We start from the raw sequence: 1,301 nt of genomic DNA on the forward strand, positions 1-1,301 counted from the left end.
GTCGGCGCGGGCGTCGTCGCCAAGATCCTCAAGTAAGACCTGTTGACGCGGCAGTTCGCTGCCGAGTTGACTCCCGTCGATCATTCGGCCCAAGGGTCGAATGTCGCCGGGGAGAAGGAAGGGCGATGGCGGCGGTTGCCGCCTTCGCTGTTTTCGGAACCAGTCGATACGCCAGTAGCTCAATTGGCAGAGCAGCGGTCTCCAAAACCGCAGGTTGGGGGTTCGAGTCCCTCCTGGCGTGCCACCTGGTAGCGGGCCTGTCCGCAAGAGCCCGGCCCCAGTGGCTGGACTTCCCTCAAGACAACGCGCCCGCCACGGCGGGCGTGCGACGAGTCGGATGAACAGCAACGTCCAACAACCCAATTCCGCCAACGCCGGTGACATCGTCAAGTATGTCGTCGCGATCCTGCTGGTTGCCGCTGGCCTGTTCGGGTACAGCTGGTTCAGCGATTGGGCGGGTGCCCTGCGCGCGCTGCTCGTCGTGGGCGGCCTGGTGGCCGGCGCGGGCGTGTTCCTGCTGACCGCCAAGGGCGTGCAGACCCGGGAGTTCCTCTCGGAGTCCAAGTTCGAACTGCGCAAGGTCGTCTGGCCAACGCGCCAGGAAGCCATGCAGACGACGTGGGTGGTGATGATCGCCGTCGCCGTGCTGAGCCTGATCCTGGCCGGTTTCGACGTGGTCATCCAGGCCGCGGTCAAGTGGCTGCTGGGGCGCTGAGGAGATGAGCGACGTGACGAACGAAGGCAACAAGCGCTGGTACGTGGTCCACGCCTATTCCGGCTTCGAGAAGTCGGTGGCGCAGGCGCTGCGTGACCGCATCGTACGTGCGGACATGCAGGACAAGTTCGGCGATGTGCTGGTGCCGACCGAGGAAATCGTGGAGATGCGCTCCGGCCAGAAGCGCCGTTCCGAGCGTAAGTTCTTCCCGGGCTACGTGCTGGTGCAGATCGCCACCCACGACGAGAACGGCATTCCGCGCATGGACAGCGAGAGCTGGCACCTGATCAAGGAAACGCCGAAGGTGCTGGGCTTCATCGGCGGTACCGCCGACAAGCCGCTGCCGATCGCCGACCACGAGGCCGCCACCATCCTGAACCGCGTTCAGGAAGGCGTGGAGAAGCCGCGTCCGAAGGTGCTGTTCGAGCCGGGCGAAATGGTCCGCGTCATCGATGGCCCGTTCAACGATTTCAATGGCGTGGTCGAAGAGATCAACTACGAGAAGAGCCGCCTGCGCGTCGCGGTGCTGATTTTCGGCCGTTCGACCCCGGTCGAGCTGGAATTCGGGCAGGTCGAGAAGGCCTGA

At 64.5% G+C, this 1,301-nt stretch carries 2 protein-coding genes and 1 tRNA gene; all 3 read left to right on the forward strand.

Going from position 1 to position 1,301, the window contains the following annotated elements:
- Positions 1-168: 168 nt before the first annotated feature.
- The 3 genes from N800_RS14995 (at position 169) to nusG (ending at position 1,301) form a co-directional block, all read left to right on the forward strand.
- Positions 169-244: transfer RNA gene (locus N800_RS14995), tRNA-Trp, on the forward strand.
- Between the two features lie 93 nt (positions 245-337).
- Positions 338-715 carry a preprotein translocase subunit SecE gene (gene secE, locus N800_RS15000; protein WP_036140527.1) on the forward strand — a complete coding sequence of 126 codons (378 nt, stop codon included), beginning with the start codon at positions 338-340 and terminating at the stop codon, positions 713-715.
- 4 nt (positions 716-719) lie between these two features.
- Positions 720-1,301, forward strand: coding sequence for a transcription termination/antitermination protein NusG (gene nusG / locus N800_RS15005; RefSeq protein WP_036140529.1), 582 nt, complete (start codon positions 720-722; stop codon positions 1,299-1,301).

This window comes from Lysobacter daejeonensis GH1-9 (genome assembly GCF_000768355.1).
In the GTDB taxonomy this organism is placed as follows: Bacteria; Pseudomonadota; Gammaproteobacteria; order Xanthomonadales; family Xanthomonadaceae; genus Aerolutibacter; species Aerolutibacter daejeonensis.